Consider the following 17,514-nt stretch of genomic DNA (forward strand, 5'->3'; position numbering starts at 1 on the left):
TCAACCCAATATTGGTAAAGGAATCATAATGTCGGGCAGTCGTAGAAGTAATCGTCGAGAAGAGATATTACAAGCCTTGGCAGAAATGCTGGAGTCGAGTGAAGGTGCGTCACGCATAACCACCGCAAAGTTAGCGCAACAAGTTGGCGTCTCAGAAGCCGCACTGTATCGCCACTTTCCCAGCAAAGCCAGAATGTTCGAAGGCTTAATAGAGTTTATCGAAGAGTCTGTATTTTCACGCATTAATCATATTATGGCGGTAGAAAAACAAACCTTACCTCGGTTAGAGAAGGTCATGGCATTTATATTACTCTTTGCCGAGCACAATAAAGGCTTGTCGCGGATTATGTCTGGACATGCGTTGATGTTTGAAAACGATCGGTTGCGCGATCGAATCAATCAGTTTTTTGATAAAATTGAATCTCAGCTTAAGCAAATTTTACGCGAACGTGCCTTGCGAGAAGGTGAAGCGTTTAGTATCGATGAACGTTTAATCGCAGCGACGCTACTTGCACACATCGAAGGCAAGCTCAACCGATTCGTTCGCTCAGACTTTACCGCGCCACCAACTGCAAATTTTGATGATTTTTGGGCTTTATATAGCCAACAGCTACAATAATTTTTAAGGAACACTATGAGCAAATACGCCCCGCCAACGTTTTCTCTATCATTACTCCATCCTAGGCATTGGAGCGTATGGTTTGGCTTTGGTTTATTGGCCATCATAGTCAATGTGCTCCCTTATAGGGTTTTGAGAGCTATGGGATTCTCCTTGGGTAGACTCTCTATGCGATATGCAAAGGGGCGTGTCCATGTCGCCAGACGTAATCTAGAGCTGGCCTTTCCTGACATGTCTCAGGCTGAAATAGAATCGATCGTTGTTCAAAACTTCAAAAATACTGGTTTCGCACTGTTTGAAAGTGGCATCACATGGTTCTGGCCTACGTGGCGATTAAAGCGACGTCTAAAGTCGGTCAACCTCGATGAAGTGATCGAATACGGCAAACAAGGACGCGGCGTTCTGTTGTGTCATCCCCACACACTCAACTTAGAAATCAGTGCACGTGGATTTGCGATACTCGGCTACCCCGGCTATGGCGTATATCGACCACATGACAATCCCGCCTACGACTTTATTCAATATTGGGGTCGCACCCACAATGGCAACAAACTCATTGACCGCAAAGACGTCAAAGCGATGATCAGAACACTTAAGCAAGGCCAAAGACTATTCTATCTTGGCGATCACGACTACGGTCGCAATAAATCGGTGTTTGTACCTTTCTTTGCCGTTGAAGACGCTTGTACAACAACCGGTGCAAACATTCTATTTAGTGTCACCGACTGCGCAATGATGCCCGTCACTGGATTTAGAGACCCAGACGGGTTCTATGAGCTGAATCTCGCCCCTTCTATTTCCGATGATTATCCAAAGAAAGACGAAGTCGCTGGGGCCACAATTATGAATAAAGCCTACGAACAAGTTATATTACGTCAAGTAGACCAGTGGATGTGGCTGCATAAGCGGTATAAAACAATGCAAGATGAGTCCCAGCCTAAGGGGATTCGCTATAAGTGAATGAATTAGATGCATCAACAAAAAGGGACCTACTGGTCCCTTTTTACGTTATCACAGTCAACTACTTATGATACGGCATTGACAGTTCATGAACTGCATCAACAAATACACCCGCGTTTTCAGGTGGTACATCTAAATGAATACCGTGACCCAAGTTAAAGACATGACCCGTCCCGGCGTCACCAAATCCTTCTAAGATCGTACCTACTTCTTCGCGAATACGTTCTTTTGGTGCGTAAAGCACTGATGGATCCATGTTGCCCTGTAAAGCGACTTTATCTCCTATGCGCGCTTTCGCCTCTGCAATGTTGATGGTCCAATCTAGACCCACGGCATCACAACCTGTCGCGGCAATTTTTTCCAGCCACATACCACCATTTTTAGTAAATAGAGTCACCGGAACTCGACGACCTTCATTTTCTCGAATAAGGCCATCAACAATCTTATGCATGTATTGAAGCGAGAATAGGTTGTAATCACGAGGTGTAAGTACTCCACCCCATGTGTCAAACACCATTACTGATTGTGCGCCCGCCTTAATTTGCGCGTTGAGGTACTCAATCACGCTATCTGCAAGCTTATCGAGCAGTGCATGCAGCGTCTGCGGCTCGGCATACATCATTTTTTTGACCTTTGTGAAGGCTTTAGAGCCGCTTCCTTCAACCATGTAGGTCGCCAACGTCCACGGACTGCCAGAGAAACCAATGAGCGGTACCTCGCCATTAAGATCTTTTCTGATCTGGCGCACCGCGTTCATAACATATTGAAGTTCACCTTCTGGATCTGGCAAGCCAATTTTATCAACATCGGCTTTACAGGTTATAGGCTTATCAAAAATTGGGCCTTCCCCTTGAGCGAAACGCAGTTCCAAACCCATCGCATCAGGAATGGTCAAAATATCAGAAAACAAAATCGCGGCATCTAATGGGAAACGTCTCAATGGCTGAAGGGTCACCTCTGACGCTAACTCGGCGTTTTTACATAACGACATAAAGTCGCCTGCTACTGCGCGAGTAGCTCGATACTCAGGTAGGTAGCGACCCGCTTGTCTCATCATCCATACTGGGGTCATATCTACAGGCTGCTTTAGCAACGCTCTTAGATAACGGTCATTTTTTAGTTCAGTCATTGTTCTTCTTTTTCCATTGACGAAAGCGTTATATTAACACTTTTTTATACGCAATTTTAACGCGGGTTTGAGCTATGGATCATGTTCTAAGCCATAGAGCGCAATAACAATTTGCGTCTAAAGTTTGTCCATGTTAAAAATTTGTTTGCTAGCGAAAACTATAATTGAAACTCTAACGAGTTCGAAATCTCATAACGACATCTTACTTACCCCCTCCCTTACCGGAGGGTTTTTTTTGCCTGTAAGTTATCCCTTGCCAGTGGCAAGATCGATCAGTTCGCGCGCAATAGTCCCCGGAGGAGCCATCTCTGGTAAGTTGTTGAAGTCAAACCACTGCGCATCCTCCAACTCGTGCTGATCTATTTTAATCTCACCAGATTCATATTCTGCAGTAAAACCGACCATGAGACTGTTTGAGAACGCCCAAGGCTGGCTGCCGACATATTCAATCTTCTTCACTTTAATTTGGCTTTCTTCGTAGACTTCACGCTCGACACACTCTTCAAGCGTCTCTCCGCTTTCTAAATAGCCCGCTAACACGGTATAAAATGGTTTTTTGTGCCTATGGTGCTTAGCGAGCAAAATCTTCCCTTGTTTCACTACAGCGACAATTATGCAGGGGAATATGCGTGGGTAATGCTGAGTGCGACAATCACTGCACTGCATGGACAGTTCACGACGATTAAAGTGAGTTCGGCCCCCACAGCTGCTGCAAAAACGCTGGGTATGAAGCATATTTTCGAGCACCATCGCTTTACTGGCTAAATGAAAAAGCGGTTTATCGAGGGTTAAAAACCCTCGCATAGACATATACTCTACTGAAGGCAAAGACTCTGCATCTGAACTCGGTAGCCAATACACTTGGTGTCCTTGGTAGTGATCCAGTTTTACTGCGGCGCTCTTATCGATATTTAGCTCATCGGATGTCCCAAACAATAATTCGTCATCACGCGTTGCTATATCTGTATTAAGCACGCTCAACCAATAAGCTTTTTCCGATTGCTCATGGTTACTTTTTCTTAACATCGTTATGCTCCCTCTTGAAGATCACACCGTTTACTGGCACTCTAACCTTACGCTAACAGTAAGTTTTCTCCTAAGAATTCTTGGTTAGTCTTCACCAATTTTCTAATTAGAGTGAAGTACCGGATCATGAGGATGTGGCTATGCTAAACAAGTTTAAACAAGTACAACAAGAATGGGGTGGTCAAAGCACTGTCATTGACCACTGGCTTGAGACACGTCAACAGCTCATCGTCGAGTATTGTAAGCTGTTATCAATACAGCCAATTGCAACGCAAGGGATTGTGAGTTTACCTTCTAACGCCGACATGGCTAGCTTCTGCGAACATCTTGTCGACTATATTTCTGAAGGGCACTTCAAGATTTACGATATGGTCATGGATCGCTGGAAATCTACGGGCTTTCAAACCAATCAAGAAATCGACGCCACCTACTCTAAGATAATTCTCACCACAGAGCCTCTTTTGGAGTTCACCGACACTTATGCAGATAATGGTGACATGGAAGAAACTAATGTCATTGACGATCTTTCCAAGGTTGGAGAAATATTAGAGTTGAGATTTGAAGTCGAAGATGCACTCATTCAAATGATAGCTGAGAGTCTTGCTGTTCCGCCTGGTGCATAATGAGTCGGCCCATGTTGCCTAAGTTCAGCATGGTCCGTAAATCTTTTGGTTTTCATTTTATCGCTCACTCTTTGGCTTACGGCATGTGAACACTCTAGTTTAACATTACATGCCTTGATGACGCCTAGTGACGTCGGTATAGCTTATCGTTTCTCTTGCGTACCTAATGCAGAATAGCCATTCATACCAATCTAAGTAATTAACTGGTCAGAAAATTGCGCAGGAAAAATCGCTAAGAGCAAGGCAAAGATTGCCGTAGATAGCGGTTGTACCTACAAAATCTTTAACGCCGCTATTAGCGATTTTAACAAGCAAGAATGTAAGGTTAATTGCTTTGGTTGGTATCACACCTATAGATTGACCAAACCACTCCACTATAAATTAAAGTGTACAGAAACCGTTCCGGAATTATAGATACAAAAAAGGCACCCTAAGGTGCCTTTTTAACTATCTATCGACTGTATTACTCTTCGTCGGAGAATCCAGCGTTAAGTAGTGCCGCAAGATTGTCTGTCGCTTGTTCAGCTGACGGACCTTCTGTTTCTTCACGCTGCTTAGCACGGTCTTGGTGATACGCAAAACCAGTACCCGCAGGGATCAGACGACCAACAATAACGTTCTCTTTCAGACCACGAAGGTCATCACGCTTACCAGAAACCGCTGCTTCTGTTAGTACGCGAGTCGTTTCCTGGAACGATGCCGCTGAGATAAATGACTCAGTTGCTAGAGACGCTTTAGTGATACCCAGTAGCTCACGCTCAAAGCGGATTAGCTCTTTACCTTCAGCTTCTAGCTTACGGTTAGCAATCTTAACTTGAGAGTACTCTACTTGCTCACCAGGTAGGAACTCAGAGTCGCCACCGTGGGTGATAGTACACTTACGCAACATCTGACGTACGATTGTCTCGATGTGCTTGTCGTTAATCTTAACCCCTTGCAGACGGTAAACTTCTTGTACCTCGTTAGCGATGTACTGAGTTACCGCATGGATGCCACGCAAACGCAAGATGTCATGCGGTGTTTCAGGACCGTCGGCGATAACATCACCACGCTCCACTTTTTCACCTTCAAACACGTTAAGCTGACGATGTTTAGGGATCATCTCTTCGTAGGCTTCACCTGACTCACGAGTGATCACTAGACGACGCTTACCTTTAGTCTCTTTACCAAAGCTCACAGTACCTGTGTGCTCAGCAAGGATTGCAGGCTCTTTTGGCTTACGCGCTTCAAATAGGTCGGCTACGCGAGGTAGACCACCGGTGATATCTTTGTTTCCGCTCGATTTCTGAGGAATACGAGATAATGTGTCACCAATACCTACTTCTGCACCATCTTCGATGTTAACGATCGCTTTGCCAGGTAGGAAGTATGTCGCCGGCATATCAGTACCAGGGATCATTACGTCATTACCTTGCTCATCAACAAGTTTGATAGCTGGACGCATATCTTTACCTGCCGCTGGGCGCGCTGCTGCTTCAGTTACTTCAGAAGACGATAGACCGGTTAGGTCATCAGTCTGGCGAGAAACCGTCACACCATCGATCATGTCAACAAATTGGATACGACCCGCTACCTCAGTGATGATAGGCAGTGTGTGCGCTTCCCAGTTTGCTACTGTTTCGCCAACGCCAACCGCTTCGCCGTCGCCTTTGCTTAACATAGAACCGTAAGGCAGTTTGTGCTTCTCTTTAGTACGACCAAACTCATCAATGATGGTTAGTTCAGAAGCACGAGAAGTAATCACCAGTTTCTTATCTTTATTGATAACAAACTTAGCGTTGTTCAGTCTTACAGTACCAGCGTTCTTAGTCTGAACACTGTTCTCTGCCGCCGCTGTAGATGCAGCACCACCGATGTGGAAGGTACGCATGGTAAGCTGTGTACCCGGTTCACCGATTGACTGAGCCGCGATAACGCCAACTGCTTCACCAGTGTTAACCATGTGGCCACGTGCTAGGTCACGACCGTAACAGAACTTACAACAACCGAAGTCAGAATCACAGGTTACAACAGAACGTACTTTTAGTTGGTCAACTGAGTTCTCATCAATGATTTGACACCATTTCTCGTCAATTAGCGTATTGCGAGGGATAAGAACTTCTTCAGTACCTGGCTTAACCACGTCTTCTGCAACAACACGACCAAGGGCTAGTTCAGTAAGAGGAACCTTAACATCACCACCTTCGATGTGCGGCATCATATCGACACCTTCGTGAGTACCACAATCGTCTTCAGTGACTACTACATCTTGCGCTACGTCTACTAGACGACGCGTTAGGTAACCCGAGTTCGCAGTCTTAAGTGCCGTATCGGCAAGACCCTTACGAGCACCGTGAGTAGAGATAAAGTACTGAAGTACGTTTAGACCTTCTTTAAAGTTCGCGGTGATTGGCGTTTCGATGATTGAACCATCTGGACGCGCCATCAGACCACGCATACCGGCAAGCTGACGAATCTGCGCTGCAGAACCACGAGCACCGGAGTCAGCCATCATGTAGATGCTGTTGAAAGACTCTTGTTGTTCCTCTTCACCGTCGCGGTTAACCACAGTTTCAGAAGACAAGTTGTCCATCATCGCTTTTGCTACACGATCGTTGGTTGATGCCCAGATATCGATAACTTTGTTGTATCGCTCACCCGCAGTTACAAGACCAGATTGGAACTGCTCTTGAATTTCGCGAACTTCTTCTTCAGCTTCAGAGATCTCTGTGTACTTAGCATCAGGTACAACCATATCGTCGATACCAACAGATACACCAGATAGTGCCGCGTAAGCGAAACCAGCGTACATGATTTGGTCAGCGAAGATGACAGTGTCTTTAAGACCTAGTGAACGGTACGCTTCATCAAGCAGCTTAGAAATCTGCTTTTTACCTAGCTTTTGGTTTACCAGTTCAAACGGAAGGCCCGATGGAACGATTTGCCAAAGCATTGCACGACCGATAGTGGTATCCACCAACTTAGTCTCGGTATTGCGCTCACCATTATCATCAATGGTGGTTTCGGTGATGCGAACTTTCACGCGAGCGTGAAGCTCTGCGCTCTTAGTGCGGTACGCTTTCTCTGCTTCTTCTGGAGAAGCAAGGTACATACCTTCACCCTTCACATTAATCTTGTCACGAGTCATGTAGTAAAGACCCAATACAACGTCCTGAGAAGGTACGATGATCGGATCACCTGACGCAGGTGACAGAATGTTGTTGGTCGACATCATTAGGGTACGTGCTTCTAACTGTGCTTCCAGAGTTAGAGGTACGTGTACCGCCATTTGGTCACCATCGAAGTCGGCGTTGTATGCCGCACACACTAGTGGGTGAAGCTGAATCGCTTTACCTTCGATAAGTACAGGTTCGAAAGCCTGGATACCCAAACGGTGAAGTGTTGGCGCACGGTTAAGCAGTACTGGGTGTTCACGGATAACTTCATCCAGAATATCCCATACAATCGCTTCTTCACGCTCTACCATCTTCTTCGCAGCTTTGATTGTCGTAGCCATGCCACGAGACTCAAGTTTTGCGTAGATGAATGGTTTGAATAGCTCTAGTGCCATCTTCTTAGGAAGACCACACTGATGCAGACGAAGGTATGGACCTACGGTGATTACCGAACGACCAGAGTAGTCTACACGCTTACCAAGAAGGTTCTGACGGAAACGACCTTGTTTACCCTTGATCATATCAGCAAGAGATTTCAGAGGACGCTTGTTAGAACCCGTGATTGCACGACCACGACGACCGTTATCTAGAAGGGCATCAACAGACTCTTGCAGCATACGCTTTTCGTTACGTACGATGATGTCTGGAGCCGCTAGCTCTAGAAGACGCTTCAAACGGTTGTTACGGTTGATCACACGACGATAAAGGTCGTTAAGATCAGACGTTGCAAAACGGCCGCCATCTAGTGGTACTAGAGGGCGAAGATCTGGCGGCAATACAGGTAGAACCGTTAGAATCATCCACTCTGGGTTGTTACCCGAAGCAACGAACGCTTCTACTAGCTTAAGACGCTTAGTGATCTTCTTACGCTTAGTTTCAGAGTTGGTAGACTCCAATTCTTCACGCATTTGTTCTGCTTCTGCATTTAGGTCCATTGTGTAAAGCAGATCTTTGATCGCTTCTGCACCCATTTTAGCAGTGAACTCATCACCGTACTCTTCGAGTTTGTCTAGGTACTCTTCTTCTGTCAGCATTTGACCTTTTTCAAGATCAGTCATGCCAGATTCAGTAACCACGTACATTTCAAAGTACAGTACACGCTCGATATCACGTAGTGGAATGTCCATAAGCAGACCAATACGAGACGGCAGTGATTTTAGGAACCAGATGTGTGCAACAGGTGACGCCAATTCGATGTGGCCCATACGGTCACGACGAACTTTAGTTTGCGTTACTTCTACGCCACATTTTTCACAGATAACACCACGGTGCTTCAGGCGCTTGTACTTTCCACAAAGACATTCGTAGTCTTTTACTGGGCCAAAGATACGCGCACAAAACAGACCATCACGCTCAGGTTTGAACGTACGGTAGTTAATAGTTTCTGGTTTTTTTACTTCACCAAATGACCATGAACGGATCATATCAGGTGAAGAAAGACCGATTTTGATCGCGTCAAATTCTTCAGTCTTATGTTGTGCTTTTAGAAAGTTTAATAAGTCTTTCACAATCAGCTCCTGTTAGGAGTTAAAAGATGCTTGCCGCCCACCGGAGACAAGCATCTCCACAACAGTTAATCACTCTTACGAGATGATTACTCTTCGTCTTCTAACTCGATGTTAATACCTAGCGAGCGAATCTCTTTCAACAATACGTTGAATGATTCTGGCATGCCTGGTTCCATCGAATGGTTACCGTCGACGATGTTTTTATACATCTTAGTACGACCATTTACGTCATCCGATTTCACCGTTAGCATCTCTTGAAGGGTGTAAGCAGCACCGTATGCTTCTAGTGCCCATACCTCCATCTCACCGAAACGCTGGCCACCGAACTGAGCTTTACCACCAAGTGGTTGCTGAGTTACTAGGCTGTACGAACCAGTAGAACGAGCGTGCATCTTGTCATCAACCAAGTGGTTTAGTTTCAGCATGTACATGTAACCTACAGTTACAGGACGCTCAAACGCATCACCGGTACGACCATCGAACAACGTTAGCTGGCCAGACGCTGGTAGGTCAGCAAGCACAAGCAGTTCTTTGATTGATTTCTCAGAAGCACCATCGAACACAGGAGTTGCAATCGGTAGACCGCCACGAAGGTTCTTAATAAGAGTGCGAACTTCGTCGTCGCTCAGAGAAGCAATATCGACTTCTTGGCGAGTTCCGCCTAGGTCGTATACTTTCTGCAAGAATTCACGGAATTTCGCGAGCTCTTGTTGCTCTTTAACCATCTTGTTGATCTTGTCACCGATGCCTTTCGCGGCTAGACCTAAGTGTACTTCTAGGATCTGACCGATGTTCATACGTGACGGTACACCCAACGGGTTAAGCACGATATCTACTGGTTGGCCAGTTTCGTCATACGGCATATCTTCTACAGGGTTAATCTTAGAGATTACACCTTTGTTACCGTGACGACCCGCCATCTTATCACCAGGTTGGATACGACGTTTAACAGCTAGGTACACTTTAACGATCTTCAAAACGCCAGGCGCAAGGTCATCACCTTGGGTGATCTTGCGACGCTTGGTTTCAAATTTCTTATCGAAGTCAGCTTTTAGCTCGTCCCACTGCTCAGCAAGTTGCTCAAGCTTAGTTTGTAGGGCGTCGTCTTCAACAGACTGCTCTAGCCACTTCTTGCGCTCCATCGAGTCAAGTCGAGCTTCAGAGAAGCCGCCTTGCAGCAATACAGCACGAACACGCGCAAGGAGACCACCTTCGAGGATTTGGAATTCCTCAGTCAGGTCTTTCTTCGCTTCTTTCAACTGCATTTGCTCGATTTCTAGAGCACGTTTGTCTTTTTCTACACCGTCGCGAGTAAACACTTGTACGTCGATGATGGTACCAGACACTGAGTTAGGAACACGCAAAGAGGTGTCTTTAACATCAGAAGCTTTCTCACCAAAGATGGCACGCAGAAGTTTCTCTTCTGGAGTAAGCTGAGTTTCACCTTTAGGTGTCACTTTACCTACTAGGATGTCGCCACCCTTCACTTCAGCGCCGATGTAAACAATACCAGACTCATCCAGCTTCGATAGCGCTGCTTCACCTACGTTCGGGATATCCGCTGTGATCTCTTCAGAACCCAGTTTAGTATCACGAGCCACACAAGAAAGCTCTTGAATGTGGATAGTAGTAAAGCGGTCTTCTTGAACGACGCGCTCAGAAACAAGGATTGAATCCTCAAAGTTGTAACCGTTCCAAGGCATAAATGCGATACGCATGTTCTGGCCTAGAGCCAACTCACCAAGGTCAGTTGAAGGGCCGTCAGCAAGAACGTCGCCTTTTGCCACAGGTTCACCTGGCATCACTGTTGGACGCTGGTTGATACATGTGTTTTGGTTAGAACGTGTGTACTTGGTCAAGTTGTAGATGTCGATGCCTGCTTCACCAGGAACCAACTCTTCTTCATTAACCTTAATCACGATGCGAGATGCGTCTACTGACTGTACAGTACCGCCACGTTTAGCAACCGCTGTAACACCAGAATCGACCGCAATGCTACGCTCAATACCAGTACCAACAAGTGGTTTGTCTGCACGTAGAGTAGGAACAGCCTGACGCTGCATGTTTGCACCCATCAAAGCACGGTTTGCATCATCGTGCTCTAGGAATGGGATAAGTGATGCCGCGATAGATACAACCTGGTTAGTTGCAACGTCCATATAATCGACGTTCTCGCGTGGGTGTAGACCCGACTCACCTTTTTGACGTGCTGTGATCAGCTCGTCAGCAAACGTACCTTCGCCAGTCAATACCGTGTTCGCCTGAGCGATAACGAATTGACCTTCTTGGATCGCAGAAAGGTAATCTACATCTTCGGTCACAATACCATCAACAACGCGACGGTAAGGGGTTTCTAGGAAACCAAACTCATTACAACGAGCGTACGCTGACAGTGAGTTGATCAGACCGATGTTTGGACCTTCAGGTGTCTCGATAGGACATAGACGACCGTAGTGCGTAACGTGTACGTCACGTACTTCAAAACCAGCACGCTCACGGGTAAGACCACCAGGACCAAGTGCCGAGATACGACGCTTGTGGGTCACTTCCGATAACGGGTTGTTTTGGTCCATGAACTGAGACAGCTGCGAAGAACCGAAGAACTCTTTTACTGCCGCAGAGATTGGCTTCGCGTTGATCAGATCTTGAGGCATGATCGCATCAAGGTCACCAAGGCTTAGACGCTCTTTAACAGCACGCTCTACACGAACTAGACCGACACGGAATTGGTTTTCTGCCATTTCGCCTACAGAGCGAATACGACGGTTACCAAGGTGATCGATATCATCGACTTCACCAATACCGTTACGGATAGCAATCAGTTTTCTGATCACTTCTACAATGTCAGTCTCGTCAAGAGTACCTTGTTCACCAGCATCTTCACGGCCAATTGAGCTGTTAAACTTCATACGACCAACAGTCGACAGATCGTAACGCTCTTCCGAGAAGAATAGGCTTTCGAACAGAGCCTCTGCCGCTTCTTTCGTTGGCGGCTCACCAGGGCGCATCATGCGGTAGATTTCTACTAGCGCAGATAGGCGATCTGTGGTGCTGTCGACACGCAAGGTGTCAGACATGAACGGGCCGTGGTCGAGATCATTGGTAAATAGAACCTGGATCGCTGTATGACCAGCTTGAGACAGATTAGCGAGCGCCTCTAGGCTGATTTCGTGGTTCGCGCCTACAATAACTTCGCCAGTTTCTTCGTTGATGTAGTCTTTAGCCGCTACTTTGCCAACGATGTACTCAACCGGTACTTCGATGAACTCAACGCCGTCTTTTTCTAATTGACGGATGTGACGCGCAGTAATACGACGACCAGTTTCTACGTACTTCTTGCCGTTCGCTTCAATATCAAAAGAAGCCGTTTCACCGCGTAGACGCTCTGGAACAAGTTCCATCTTAAGCGCTTTATCTTGTACTTCGAAGTTTACTTTTTCGAAGAAAGTATCAAGAATCTCTTCTGTGGTCTTATTAAGAGCACGAAGGATAATTGACGCAGGCAACTTACGACGACGGTCAATACGTACGTATAGGTTATCTTTAGGGTCGAACTCAAAATCCAACCAAGAACCACGGTAAGGAATAACGCGCGCGTTATACAAGACCTTACCTGAAGAGTGGGTCTTACCTTTGTCACTGTCGAAGAACACGCCTGGGCTTCGATGCAGCTGAGATACGATAACCCTCTCGGTACCGTTAATTACAAACGTACCATTGTCTGTCATGAGTGGAATTTCACCCATGTAGACTTCTTGTTCTTTAATGTCTTTTACGGTTCCCGCAGGTGCATCTTTATCAAACACAACAAGGCGCAATTTAACGCGAAGTGGTTTTGAATAAGTGACACCACGAATTTGACATTCTTTTACATCAAATACAGGCTCACCAAGACGATAGCTAACGTATTGCAGCTCGGAATTGCCGTTGTAGCTCTGAATTGGAAATACAGAACGAAAAGCAGCCTCAAGGCCATATTGTCCTTCAGGATCTTGCTCGATGAACTTGTCGAACGAATCAAGCTGGATCGAAAGAAGGTATGGTATGTCCAAAACTTGTGGACGGGTACCAAAATCCTTACGGATGCGCTTTTTCTCGGTATAGGAGTAAACCATGGGGTTCCTCAGCTCGCTGATAAGTGACCCAAACTACTCTCAACTGTCGTAGAGTAGTGACTAACGGCTGTTTTTAGGTGGTGCATCACCAAACGGTGATGTTTTTTGCTTAGGCTTCGGTTTACAAACAGCGGAAAAAACACCGCAGCCCTACAGCGCAAAAAGGCCGGTGGTTATAAAACCACCAGCCAATAGCCATTTCGGCTATGAAATTAAGTAATAATTACTTAATTTCAACAGTCGCACCAGCTTCTTCTAGCTGTGCTTTAAGAGCTTCGGCTTCGTCTTTCTCGATGCCTTCTTTTAGAGGTGCTGGAGCACCGTCTACAAGAGCTTTAGCTTCTTTAAGACCTAGGCCAGTTGCGCCACGTACTGCTTTGATAACAGAAACTTTGTTACCGCCAATAGCAGTTAGGATAACGTCAAACTCAGTTTGCTCAGCAGCAGCTTCGCCACCAGCAGCGCCGCCAGCTACAACAGCAGCAGCAGCCGAAACGCCGAATTTTTCTTCCATCGCTTCGATTAGTTCAACAACTTGCATTACAGACATTTCTGCAACTGCGTCTAGGATTTGCTCGTTAGTAATAGACATAACAATTCTCTTTTAAGTCAACAATAAGTTTATTAAGCAACCAGTAAAAAGCAAGGCTTACGCCGCTTCTGCTTCTTTTTGATCGCGTAGTGCAGCGATGGTACGTACCAGCTTGCCAGCAGAAGCTTCTTTCATGCACATCATTAGGCGTGCAATTGCTTCGTCGTAAGTTGGTAGTGTCGCTAGTACATCAGCATCAGTTAATGCGCCTTCGAAGGCTGCAGCTTTAACTTCGAATTTATCATTCCCTTTGGCAAAGTCTTTGAAAAGACGCGCCGCAGCACCTGGGTGCTCGTTAGAGAATGCGATCAAAGTAGGACCAGTGAAAGCGTCAGTTAGACACTCATACTCTGTTCCTTGAACTGCACGGCGTGCAAGAGTGTTACGCACAACTCTCATGTAAACACCCGCTTCACGCGCTTGTTTACGTAGAGAAGTCATGTCAGACACTTCAACACCACGTGAGTCAGCTACAACTGCAGAAAGTGCACCGCTGGCTGCTTCGTTGACTTCAGCAACAATTGCTTTTTTGTCTTGAAGATTTAAAGCCATCTTGGATTTACTCCTGGTTGTCGTTACACCACTCACTATCATCAACGACAGTGAGAGTCATTTAGGTGCTTTTCCCAGAAGAAAGTTCACTACATAATCGATGACTATATAATTCTCTTTCTGTCAGTTCGGGCACCATCTACGCAGGGTATTAAGTTACTCAGCTCATCGCCTTGAAACACCTACGGTCTTGGACGGAGACTGCGAAATTAGCAAGCTAATCTTCAGCCCCAACCACAAATATTAGGCGCAAAATTATACACTAATTTCACGCCTTAGCAAGTCTTAAGCTACAGTGTTAAGAGTCGCTTGATCAACCGTTACACCTGCACCCATAGTGGTAGAGATGCTTACTTTCTTCAGGAAAGTACCTTTCGCTGAAGAAGGCTTAGCTTTCTTAAGAGCAACAAGAAGAGCTTCTAAGTTCTCTTGGATTTGCTGTGTTTCGAAAGACGCTTTGCCGATAGTAGTGTGGATGATGCCGTTCTTGTCGTTACGGTAACGAACCTGACCCGCTTTAGCGTTTTTAACTGCTTCAGCAACGTTAGGAGTTACAGTACCAACTTTAGGGTTTGGCATTAGGCCGCGTGGACCTAGGATAGTACCTAGTTGACCAACAACGCGCATTGCATCAGGAGAAGCAACAACTACGTCGAAGTCCATTACGCCTTTCTTCACTTGCTCAGCAAGATCTTCCATACCCACGATGTCAGCGCCAGCTTCTTTCGCAGCTTCAGCGTTAGCACCTTGTGTGAATACCGCAACGCGGATTTCACGACCAGTACCGTGTGGTAGCACAGTTGCGCCACGTACGTTTTGGTCTGATTTACGAGCATCGATGCCTAGGTTAACAGCAACGTCTACAGATTCTACGAATTTAGCTGTTGCTAGTTCTTTAAGAAGAGCGACTGCTTCGTTGATATCGTATTCTTTTGTTACTTCCACTTTTTCGCGGATAGTACGCATACGCTTAGTAAGTTTTGCCATTATATTAACCCTCTACCACTAGGCCCATTGAACGAGCAGTACCCGCAATAGAACGCTTCATCGCTTCGATGTCAGCACCAGTCATATCAGCAGCTTTAGTTTCTGCGATTTCTTGTACTTGAGCGTCAGTTACAGTACCCACTTTTTCAGTGTTTGGACGACCAGAACCAGACTTGATACCTGCAGCTTTCTTAAGTAGAACTGCTGCTGGTGGAGTCTTAGTTTCGAACGTGAAAGAACGGTCGCTGTAAACAGTGATTACTACTGGGATCGGTAGACCTTTCTCAACAGAATCTGTTTTTGCGTTAAACGCTTTACAGAATTCCATGATGTTCACACCGTGTTGACCTAGAGCAGGACCAACTGGTGGACTTGGGTTAGCTGCACCAGCTGCAACTTGCAGCTTGATGTATGCTTCAACTTTCTTAGCCATGATATTTCCTAAGTTTTGGGTTCAGACGCAGGCGGTTTGCCGGCTCCCCACAGTTTGAAAAAAACTTTTTGTTCACGAGAACAAAAAGGCGCGAAATTATAATCAGATTTCGCGCCCTAAACAACCCTTTAAAGATGTTTTTTTAATCAAGTTTCTCGACTTGACCAAATTCTAGCTCTACAGGGGTTGCACGACCAAAGATTGATACAGAAACCTTCATGCGGCTTTTCTCGTAATCAACTTCTTCAACCGTACCATTAAAGTCTGCAAATGGACCGTCGTTAACACGAACCACTTCACCTGCATCAAACATAGTGCGTGGACGTGGAGCTTCGCTCGCTTTTTCTAGACGGTTCAAGATAGCATCAGCTTCTTTGTCTGTAATAGGGGCAGGGCGGTCCGAAGTACCACCAATGAAACCCATAACACGCGGTACGCTACGAACCAAGTGCCACGATTCATCGTTCATCACCATTTGTACTAGAACATAGCCTGGGAAGAACTTGCGCTCACTCTTACGACGTTGACCTGCACGCATCTCAACTACTTCTTCTGTAGGAACGAGAACTTCACCGAAGTAATCTTCCATAGCGTGCATTTTAATATACTCACGCAGAGACTGAGAGACACGGCTCTCGAAGCCAGAAAAAGCTTGAACTACATACCAACGTTTCTTTGGTGCTTCACTCATGAATTAATATCCTCACACACCGGTAACAAAGGCAACCAGACGCACCATAATGCCGTCGATTCCCCAAAGAACGAGTGCCATTACAACACTTACTGCCAACACGATCAGAGTAGTTTGCATTGTCTCTTGACGAGTTGGCCACACTACCTTGCGAATCTCCATACGAGACTCTTTGGCGAATGTGATCGCTTGTTTACCTTTTACAGTTAAAGCAGCAACACCTAAAGCAGCGGCGATAAGCACAACAACAGCTGCAGTGCGGATAACAACAGACAGTTCACCGTAAAGGTAATTGCCAACCACTGCCGCGGCTAGCAGGGCAAAAGCGATAATCCACTTAAGAATGTCTGCTGCGCCTGAGCTTTCTGGAGTTTCAGCATTTGCTTTCATAAAACTAACCTACAACAAATTAAACTATAGACGACACCTGCTTCTTATACAGAAACAGTCTAAAAATAGGGTAAAAAAACCACTTTAAGCAGCGAAAAATGCATAGGGATGTCGTCTTAAACACCGGGCATTTTTTTAAGTGCTGAAAAAGGGCATCAAATGATGCCCTTTTAATCTTACTTCGTCAACGAATTAGTCGAAGATCTTAGCAACAACGCCAGCACCTACAGTACGACCACCCTCACGGATAGCGAAACGTAGGCCTTCATCCATTGCGATTGGAGCGATTAGCTCAACTTGCATTTGGATGTTGTCACCCGGCATTACCATTTCCACGCCTTCTGGTAGAGAGATATCACCAGTTACGTCAGTTGTACGGAAGTAGAACTGTGGACGGTAGCCTTTGAAGAACGGAGTATGACGGCCGCCTTCGTCTTTAGACAGTACGTATACTTCAGACTCGAACTTAGTGTGTGGGTTGATTGAGCCAGGAGCTGCAAGAACTTGACCACGTTCAACGTCTTCACGCTTAGTACCACGTAGAAGTGCACCAACGTTCTCACCAGCACGACCTTCGTCAAGCAGCTTACGGAACATTTCAACACCAGTACAAGTAGTAGTAGTAGTTTCTTTGATACCTACGATTTCTACTTCGTCACCTACGTTTAGGATACCGCGCTCGATACGACCAGTTACTACAGTACCACGGCCTTGGATAGAGAATACGTCTTCGA

General features: G+C 45.9%; 14 protein-coding genes. 3 read left to right on the forward strand and 11 right to left on the reverse strand.

Annotated features, from left to right (window positions below; genetic code table 11):
* Nucleotides 1–28 precede the first annotated feature (28 nt).
* Nucleotides 29–619 (forward strand): nucleoid occlusion factor SlmA, encoded by a 591-nt coding sequence (slmA, locus tag ST37_RS08635; protein WP_084885497.1) that lies wholly within the window; start codon nt 29–31, stop codon nt 617–619.
* Between the two features lie 15 nt (nt 620–634).
* Entirely contained in the window at nt 635–1,579 is a 945-nt protein-coding gene (gene lpxL, locus ST37_RS08640; protein WP_084885499.1) for an LpxL/LpxP family Kdo(2)-lipid IV(A) lauroyl/palmitoleoyl acyltransferase, read from the forward strand.
* Nucleotides 1,580–1,640: 61 nt separating this feature from the next.
* On the opposite strand, the gene hemE is transcribed toward lpxL, so the two are convergent.
* Together hemE and nudC are read right to left on the reverse strand one after the other, a co-directional pair.
* Complete coding sequence (hemE, locus tag ST37_RS08645; protein ID WP_084885501.1) at nt 1,641–2,708, reverse strand: uroporphyrinogen decarboxylase; 1,068 nt, start codon at nt 2,706–2,708, stop codon at nt 1,641–1,643.
* A 246-nt stretch (nt 2,709–2,954) separates the two neighbouring features.
* A complete protein-coding gene (nudC, locus tag ST37_RS08650) occupies nt 2,955–3,734 on the reverse strand; it encodes an NAD(+) diphosphatase (RefSeq protein WP_084885502.1) in 780 nt (259 codons plus the stop codon).
* 140 nt (nt 3,735–3,874) lie between these two features.
* On the opposite strand from nudC, the gene rsd reads away from it, so the two are divergent.
* Nucleotides 3,875–4,357, forward strand: coding sequence for a sigma D regulator (rsd, locus tag ST37_RS08655; protein ID WP_084885504.1), 483 nt, complete (start codon nt 3,875–3,877; stop codon nt 4,355–4,357).
* Between the two features lie 463 nt (nt 4,358–4,820).
* Here rsd and rpoC read toward each other — a convergent pair whose 3' ends face one another.
* The 9 genes from rpoC to ST37_RS08700 form a co-directional block, all read right to left on the reverse strand.
* Entirely contained in the window at nt 4,821–9,020 is a 4,200-nt protein-coding gene (rpoC, locus tag ST37_RS08660) for a DNA-directed RNA polymerase subunit beta' (protein ID WP_084885505.1), read from the reverse strand.
* Nucleotides 9,021–9,106: 86 nt separating this feature from the next.
* On the reverse strand, nt 9,107–13,135 hold the full coding sequence (gene rpoB, locus ST37_RS08665) for a DNA-directed RNA polymerase subunit beta (protein ID WP_084885507.1): 4,029 nt from the start codon (nt 13,133–13,135) through the stop codon (nt 9,107–9,109).
* 223 nt (nt 13,136–13,358) lie between these two features.
* Nucleotides 13,359–13,727, reverse strand: a complete 369-nt coding sequence (gene rplL / locus ST37_RS08670) for a 50S ribosomal protein L7/L12 (RefSeq protein ID WP_084885508.1) — start codon at nt 13,725–13,727, stop codon at nt 13,359–13,361.
* 57 nt (nt 13,728–13,784) lie between these two features.
* On the reverse strand, nt 13,785–14,279 hold the full coding sequence (rplJ, locus tag ST37_RS08675) for a 50S ribosomal protein L10 (RefSeq protein WP_084885510.1): 495 nt from the start codon (nt 14,277–14,279) through the stop codon (nt 13,785–13,787).
* A gap of 285 nt (nt 14,280–14,564) precedes the next feature.
* The gene (gene rplA / locus ST37_RS08680) at nt 14,565–15,266 is read right to left on the reverse strand and encodes a 50S ribosomal protein L1 (protein WP_084885512.1); all 702 of its coding nucleotides are present in this window, start codon (nt 15,264–15,266) and stop codon (nt 14,565–14,567) included.
* 4 nt (nt 15,267–15,270) lie between these two features.
* Nucleotides 15,271–15,699: a 50S ribosomal protein L11 gene (rplK, locus tag ST37_RS08685; protein ID WP_084885513.1), complete on the reverse strand. Its 429-nt coding sequence runs from the start codon at nt 15,697–15,699 to the stop codon at nt 15,271–15,273.
* Between the two features lie 142 nt (nt 15,700–15,841).
* Nucleotides 15,842–16,390 (reverse strand): transcription termination/antitermination protein NusG, encoded by a 549-nt coding sequence (nusG, locus tag ST37_RS08690; protein WP_084885515.1) that lies wholly within the window; start codon nt 16,388–16,390, stop codon nt 15,842–15,844.
* A gap of 12 nt (nt 16,391–16,402) precedes the next feature.
* A complete protein-coding gene (secE, locus tag ST37_RS08695) occupies nt 16,403–16,780 on the reverse strand; it encodes a preprotein translocase subunit SecE (protein WP_084885516.1) in 378 nt (125 codons plus the stop codon).
* A gap of 192 nt (nt 16,781–16,972) precedes the next feature.
* On the reverse strand, nt 16,973–17,514 hold a 542-nt coding region (locus tag ST37_RS08700; protein WP_242426263.1), incomplete at its 5' end, for an EF-Tu/IF-2/RF-3 family GTPase.

Origin of the sequence: Vibrio sp. qd031, assembly GCF_002100145.1 — a bacterium.
In the GTDB taxonomy this organism is placed as follows: Bacteria; Pseudomonadota; Gammaproteobacteria; order Enterobacterales; family Vibrionaceae; genus Vibrio.

Coding starts and splice junctions, on each gene's coding strand:
- lpxL (WP_084885499.1), top strand. CDS start 635: ATGAGCAAATACGCCCCGCCAACGTTTTCTCTATCATTACTCCATCCT.
- rplK (WP_084885513.1), bottom strand. CDS start 15,699: ATGGCTAAGAAAGTTGAAGCATACATCAAGCTGCAAGTTGCAGCTGGT.
- rsd (WP_084885504.1), top strand. CDS start 3,875: ATGCTAAACAAGTTTAAACAAGTACAACAAGAATGGGGTGGTCAAAGC.
- rplA (WP_084885512.1), bottom strand. CDS start 15,266: ATGGCAAAACTTACTAAGCGTATGCGTACTATCCGCGAAAAAGTGGAA.
- nusG (WP_084885515.1), bottom strand. CDS start 16,390: ATGAGTGAAGCACCAAAGAAACGTTGGTATGTAGTTCAAGCTTTTTCT.
- slmA (WP_084885497.1), top strand. CDS start 29: ATGTCGGGCAGTCGTAGAAGTAATCGTCGAGAAGAGATATTACAAGCC.
- rplJ (WP_084885510.1), bottom strand. CDS start 14,279: ATGGCTTTAAATCTTCAAGACAAAAAAGCAATTGTTGCTGAAGTCAAC.
- secE (WP_084885516.1), bottom strand. CDS start 16,780: ATGAAAGCAAATGCTGAAACTCCAGAAAGCTCAGGCGCAGCAGACATT.
- rplL (WP_084885508.1), bottom strand. CDS start 13,727: ATGTCTATTACTAACGAGCAAATCCTAGACGCAGTTGCAGAAATGTCT.
- nudC (WP_084885502.1), bottom strand. CDS start 3,734: ATGTTAAGAAAAAGTAACCATGAGCAATCGGAAAAAGCTTATTGGTTG.
- rpoB (WP_084885507.1), bottom strand. CDS start 13,135: ATGGTTTACTCCTATACCGAGAAAAAGCGCATCCGTAAGGATTTTGGT.
- hemE (WP_084885501.1), bottom strand. CDS start 2,708: ATGACTGAACTAAAAAATGACCGTTATCTAAGAGCGTTGCTAAAGCAG.